The sequence below is a fragment of the Mesorhizobium sp. WSM4837 genome (genome assembly GCF_055811435.1).
Map to the genome: position 1 here is coordinate 1 of NZ_JBVVQE010000135.1, position 6,386 is coordinate 6,386.

Here is a 6,386-nt window from a genome sequence, read left to right on the forward strand (position 1 = left end):
CCCCCCCGCTGGGGGGGGGGGGGGGGGGGGCGCCGCCCCCCCCCCCCCCCCCCCCCCCCCCCCGCGCCGCCCCCCCCCCCGCCAGTCATCAGCGCTGTCTTGAAAGAGGAGAGATGAATGCGCGGCTTCCTGCTCAACCGGCTCTCACAGAGCCTCATCCTGCTCCTGATCGTCTCGGTCATCGGGTTTTTCGTCCTGAACCTGCTGCCGGGGGGTCCGCTGGCGCAATTCGGGCTCGATCCCGGCATGACGCAGGACGATCTCGAGCGCCTGAAAGAGCAATTGGGGCTGAACCGTCCGCTTTTTATCCAATATCTCGACTGGGCCTGGCGGCTTCTCCAGGGCGACTGGGGCCACTCCTTCCGCGACGGCGCGCCTGTGCTGGCAGTGATTGGCCGGCACGTCCCTGCGACGCTGCTGCTGATGGGGACGTCCACCGCGATTGCGATCGCCATCGGCACCTGGATCGGCATTCGTGGCGCCACGCACCGCTATTCGCTGTTCGACTATATGGCGACGGTCGGAGCCATGGTCGCGCTGTCGATCCCGACCTTCTGGTTCGGGCTCGTCGGCATCTACATCTTCTCCCTGCAGCTGGGCTGGCTGCCTGCAGGCAACATGTACACGATCGGCGACGGTTCGGTCCTGAACTACCTGCATCACCTGATCATGCCAAGCATCGTGCTGTCGCTGGTGCATGTCGCGATCTGGAGCCGCTACATGCGATCGGCGACGCTCGACGCCATCAGCCAGGATTTCGTCAAGACCGCCCGCGCCAAGGGCCTGAGCGAGCGCCGAGTCATAATGAAGCACGTCGTCGGCAATGCGCTTTTGCCGATGATCACACTGGCCGGGGTGCAGCTTCCCAGCATCCTGACCGGCGCGCTGGTGACGGAGACAGTGTTTACCTGGCCGGGGATGGGTCGACTGTTCCTGGACAGCCTCGGCTACAGCGACTACCCGGTCGTGATGGGACTGCTGATGTTCTCGGCCATTCTCGTCATTCTGGGCAACCTGATCGCAGATATTGCCGTGGCGATCGTCGACCCGCGCATTCGTCTGGGTTGAGCGCGTAACCTCACACCCTACAGGAGGCACCCGAAATGACCGCTCTCGCCGCAAATGCAGGACCAAGCCGCTGGTGGCGCAGCCGCACCGTGCGCCGTTTCACCAGCCATCATCTGGCGTTGCTGGGACTCGCGATGATCACCCTTCTCACGCTGGCATGCGTCTTCGGCCCTCATCTCCTGCCCTATGATTCCCTATACATCGATTTGCGCGCCCGCTTTGCACCGCCGCTGACGGGCGACCACTATCTTGGGACCGATCCTTTGGGGCGGGACGTGGCGGCGCGACTGTTCATGGCGGGGAGGACCTCACTGCTGGTGGCTTTCTTTGCCATGCTGCTGTCGACGATGATCGGAACGCTCGTCGGCGTGATCGCGGGCTACCGCGGCGGGTGGATCGGCGCAGCGCTGATGCGCACGGTCGACGGCTTCCTGTCATTCCCCTCCATCTTCCTGCTGCTTGCCTTGGCCGCGGCACTCAAGCCGAGCCCGGCTATGGTCACCGTCATCGTCGCTGTCACCAGCTGGATGGAGGTAGCTCGAATTGTCGAGGCCGAGGTGCGGTCGTTGCGCGAGCGCGAGTTTGTGCTGGCCGGCCGCATGCTGGGGCTTAGCGGTGCGCATATCATGTTCCGCGAGATCCTGCCCAACGCCATGGGCCCGATCATCGTGGCCGCGACGCTGACAGTCGCGCACGCTATTCTCCTGGAAGCCTATATCAGTTTCCTGGGTTATGGCATTCAGCCGCCGCTGCCGAGCTGGGGCAACATGCTCGAGGGCGCCCAGCAGTATCTGAACAGTGCGCCCTGGCTGGCGATCATTCCCGGGGCAGCCATCACCATCGCCGTGACAAGCTTTAATTTCATCGGCGACGGGTTGCGCGATGCGCTCGACGTGCGGGACGACCGTGTCTGATCACAAAAGCGGCCCGCGCCTCACCCGAAAACCCAGCGAGAAGTGACTCTCATGCACGAGCCGAAAGTCGCAGACAAGAGCACCCCCTACTGGTGGGAAGCGGCGCCCGTCATGCCGCTGCCGCCGCAGCCCCTGGCCAGGACGGTCGATGTGGCGATCGTCGGCGCCGGCTATGCGGGCCTTTCGGCCGGGCTTGCGCTGGCGCGCGATGGGCGCTCGGTTGCAGCTTTTGATGCGATGAATCCGGGAGAGGGGGCCTCGTCGCGCAATGGCGGAATTACCAGCGGGAGCATCCGGCTGGACTACGCCACGATCACCCGGCGCTTCGGCGAAGAAAAGGCCATGGCAATCGAGGCCGAGGGCAAGGTCGCCCGCGAATTCCTTTACGACTTCATCAAGTCGGAAAAGCTCGACTGCGACTTTCAACTGGTTGGCCTGTTCAAGGGCGCCATCGGATATGAACAGTACGAGAAGATGGCCCGCGGCGCCGAGGCGTTGGCGAGGAAACTGGGGATCGAATCTTACGCTGTTCCATATACAAAGCAGCGCAACTACGTCGGCACCGACTTCTATCGCGGCGGCATGGTCCGGATGGACATCGGTGGGCTGCACCCGGCCAAATTCCATGCGGAGCTCCTGCGGGTGGCGCTCGCTTCGGGACTGGCGGTGCATTCGAACACGCCCGTGACCTCGATTGAAAGGGATAGCTCCGGGTTCCGCGTCGCCACTTCGGCGGGAACAGTGCAGGCGCGCCAGGTGCTGGTCTGCACAAATGGCTACACCGACGGCGCCAATCCCTTCCTGCGCCGCCGGCTGGTGCCGGTTCGCAGCCGGATCATTGCCACCGAGGAACTCGCGCCTGAGCTGATGGCGCACCTGATGCCGAAGCGGATGATGATGGGTGAGGGCCGCGAGCTTGGCTTCTATTATCGCCCTTCGCCGGACGGCAGACGCATTCTGCTCGGCGGGCGCGACAGCTCGCGTGCAGGCGATCCGGCAGCCCCGACGCTGCGTTTGCGCAACGGGCTGGGCGAAATTTTCCCAGAACTGGAGAATGTTCGTCTTTCGCACAGCTGGTTCGGCAATGTGGCGATGCACCGCGACATGCTGCCCAGGATCTTCGAGAAGGACGGCGTGGTCTATGCCACCGGCTTCTGTGGTTCGGGCGTGGTCTGGGCGCCATGGGTCGGCACGCGTGCGGCTCACAAGCTGATGGGGCATGGCGATCGGGCGCGCACCGCGTTCGACTTTCGGCCGCCCGCGGCCGTCCCGTTCTATCGCGGCAATCCGTGGTTCATCCCGGCCGTTATCAAGGGCTACGCCCTGCAGGACCGTATCGCCTGGTGGCGCGCCAGCCGCTGAAGGCCGAACGGTTGGCGGTCTCTCGACCCTTGCCGAACGATAGCGGCAACAAGGAACAGCATCACATGCACTACATCTCCACGCGCGGCCATCCCGAACGCAGGAAGTTCTGCGAGATTCTGCTTGAAGGTCTTGCCCCGGATGGCGGCCTCTATGTGCCCGAGGTCTACCCTCGGCTGGATGATGCCACGCTGGATCAGTGGCGGGGCTTGTCCTACCCGGTGCTCGCCTTTGAAATCCTGTCGCTCTACATCGACGATATTCCGCCCGCTGACCTGAAGGCCATCTGTGCAAAGACCTACAGGCCCGAGGTCTTTGGGACCGCCAGGATCGCGCCCGTGCGAATGCTTGAGAGCGGTCTCCATGTGGCGGAACTGTCGAACGGTCCCACCCTGGCGTTCAAGGACATGGCGATGCAGTTGCTCGGCAATCTGCTCGAGTATGAACTGGCGCGGCGGGGTGCGGAGTTGAATATCCTCGGGGCAACCAGTGGCGACACGGGCAGCGCGGCGGAATATGCCATGCGCGGCAAGAAGGGCATCCGCGTCTTCATGATGTCGCCCCACGGACGCATGAGCGCCTTTCAGCAAGCCCAGATGTTCAGCCTGCAGGACGACAACATTCAGAACATTGCCATCGAAGGGGTGTTCGACGATTGCCAAGACATCGTGAAAGCCGTGTTCGGCGATGCTGACTTCAAGAGGCGCCACCGGATCGGCGCCGTCAATTCGATCAACTGGGCCCGGCTGGTCGCTCAGGTGGTGTATTACTTCTCTGCCTATTTTCAGGTGACGGAAGAGAATTCGTCAGAGGTCGACTTCGCTGTTCCCTCGGGCAATTTCGGCAACGTCTGCGCCGGTCATGTTGCGCGCATGATGGGCCTTCCCATATCCCGTCTCGTCATTGCGACCAACGAGAACGACGTGCTCGATGAGTTTTTCCATACCGGGGTGTATCGCGTGCGGGGCCGGGCGGATACCCATGAAACCTCGAGCCCATCCATGGACATTTCCAAGGCCTCCAATCTCGAGCGTTTCGTGTTCGACCTGCTCGGTCGCGACGCCAGCCGGACGAGATCGCTGTTCGACGATCAACTGCGCGAATGCGGGTCGTTCGATCTCAGCGGGGATCCCGCCTTCGGGAAGGCGGCGGACCATTTTGGTTTCCGCAGCGGGAAGAGCACCCACGCCGACCGGTTGCAGACGATCCGTGACGCGTGGCACCGCTTCAGCGCGCTGATCGATCCACACACTGCAGACGGCGTGAAGGTCGCGCGCGAGCATTCGGTTTCGGATGTGCCGATGATCGTGCTCGAGACGGCCCTGCCGGTCAAATTTGCGGAGACCATCAGGGAGGCCCTGGGCCGAGAGCCAGTTCCTCCGCAACGGTTCGATGGCATAGAGGGCTTGCCGAGACGGTTCAAACTGCTTCCCGCCGATGCACAGACCGTGAAGACCTACATCACCGAAACCCTGCAGGCTGCGGTCTGCTGAAGGGCTGCTTCCGCGACCGGGACCTTTTTCGCCATGGCCGTATATACCGAGCTGTCACCTAACGAAGTCGCAACCTTCTTTCAGGCTCTGGGCCTGGGACAGCCGAATTCCGTTCGCGGCAGCACGAGCGGAGTTGAGAACACGAACTACTTTGTGGATACCGAGGCAGGCGAATATGTGCTGACCCTGTTCGAGCGGCTCACGTTCGAGCAATTGCCCTTCTACCTTCACCTGATGAAGCACCTTGCGGCGCGGCGAATGCCGGTCCCGGATCCGGTTGCCAACGTCAGAGGCGAAATCCTTCACACGCTGAAAGGCCGGCCTGCCGTGATCGTCAACAGGCTTCCTGGCGAGAGCGTGACGGCGTCGACAGAGTCGCATTGTCGCGCTGTCGGGGAGATCCTGGCGCGAATGCACGTGACCGGGAGCGATTACCCACGGCGGCAGGCCAATCCGCGCGGCCTCGAATGGTGGAACGAGGTGGTGCCGGTGGTCGGCCGCTGCGTATCTGAGGGACAGCGCTCGCTGCTCACGAGCGAACTTGCCTTTCAGAACCAAATTGCTGCGTCCTCCACCTACGAGCAACTCCCAAGGGGGCCGGTGCACGCTGATCTCTTTCGCGACAACGTATTGTTTGAAGATGGTAACCTGACCGGCGTCTTCGATTTCTACTTCGCCGGATGCGACACCTTTCTGTTCGATATAGCCGTGTGCCTAAATGACTGGTGCGTCGACAATGGCACCGGCCGCCAAGACACTAAGCAAGTTGCCGCCTTTCTCGGCGCGTATGAGTCAGTTCGCGCGCTCACTGGACCCGAACGCCTATTGCTTCCTGCGATGCAGCGCGCTGGAGCATTTCGTTTTTGGATATCGCGTCTCTGGGATCTGTACCAGCCCCGGGAAGCTGCGCTCCTCAAAGCACACGATCCAAGTCACTTCGAGCGCATGTTGCGCGTGCTCCGGGGAGAAATCGCATGAGCAAGACCGCGAAGATCACCAATGGAAGTGGAAGCACGATGGCACCGACTCTCAAAGACTACGTTGGCGGGCTGCTTTCGCAGATCGAGACGGAGGGCCTGTACAAGCGCGAGCGCGTCATCACCTCGCCCCAGTCGTCCGAGATCGAGGTTGGCGGCCGCAAGCTGCTCAATTTCTGCGCCAACAACTATCTCGGCCTCGCCGACAACGAAGAGCTGCGCGAAGCGGCGAAGGCCGCGCTCGACCGCTACGGCTACGGCATGGCCTCGGTGCGCTTCATCTGCGGCACACAAGAGGAACACAAGCAGCTCGAGGCAAAGATATCGAGCTTCCTCGGTATGGAGGACACGATCCTCTACGGTTCCTGCTTCGACGCCAACGGCGGCCTGTTCGAGACGCTGCTTTCCGAGGAGGACGCGGTCATTTCCGACGCGCTGAACCATGCCTCGATCATCGACGGCGTCAGGCTCTCCAAAGCAAAACGCTTTCGCTATGCCAACAACGACATGGCGGCGCTCGAGGAGGAATTGAAGAAGGCCGAAGGCAGCCGCTTCAAGCTGATCGCCACCGA

At 62.4% G+C, this 6,386-nt stretch carries 6 protein-coding genes; all 6 read left to right on the forward strand.

The annotated features are described in order from the left end of the window. Window positions 1-117 precede the first annotated feature (117 nt). Window positions 118-1,068, forward strand: coding sequence for an ABC transporter permease (locus tag AC0L3D_RS35635; RefSeq protein ID WP_287223064.1), 951 nt, complete (start codon window positions 118-120; stop codon window positions 1,066-1,068). 35 nt (window positions 1,069-1,103) lie between these two features. Continuing rightward, window positions 1,104-1,982: an ABC transporter permease gene (locus AC0L3D_RS35640; RefSeq protein WP_473629701.1), complete on the forward strand. Its 879-nt coding sequence runs from the start codon at window positions 1,104-1,106 to the stop codon at window positions 1,980-1,982. A gap of 51 nt (window positions 1,983-2,033) precedes the next feature. Further along, window positions 2,034-3,344: an NAD(P)/FAD-dependent oxidoreductase gene (locus AC0L3D_RS35645; protein ID WP_473647416.1), complete on the forward strand. Its 1,311-nt coding sequence runs from the start codon at window positions 2,034-2,036 to the stop codon at window positions 3,342-3,344. Beyond that, the gene (gene thrC, locus AC0L3D_RS35650) at window positions 3,326-4,837 is read left to right on the forward strand and encodes a threonine synthase (RefSeq protein WP_473647417.1); all 1,512 of its coding nucleotides are present in this window, start codon (window positions 3,326-3,328) and stop codon (window positions 4,835-4,837) included. Before AC0L3D_RS35645 ends, thrC begins: the two co-directional genes overlap by 19 nt. A 33-nt stretch (window positions 4,838-4,870) precedes the next feature. Then, window positions 4,871-5,815, forward strand: coding sequence for a homoserine kinase (locus AC0L3D_RS35655; RefSeq protein WP_473647418.1), 945 nt, complete (start codon window positions 4,871-4,873; stop codon window positions 5,813-5,815). A gap of 38 nt (window positions 5,816-5,853) precedes the next feature. Continuing rightward, window positions 5,854-6,386, forward strand: a 533-nt coding sequence (locus AC0L3D_RS35660; RefSeq protein WP_473647419.1) for an aminotransferase class I/II-fold pyridoxal phosphate-dependent enzyme, incomplete at its 3' end; no start/stop codon positions are given.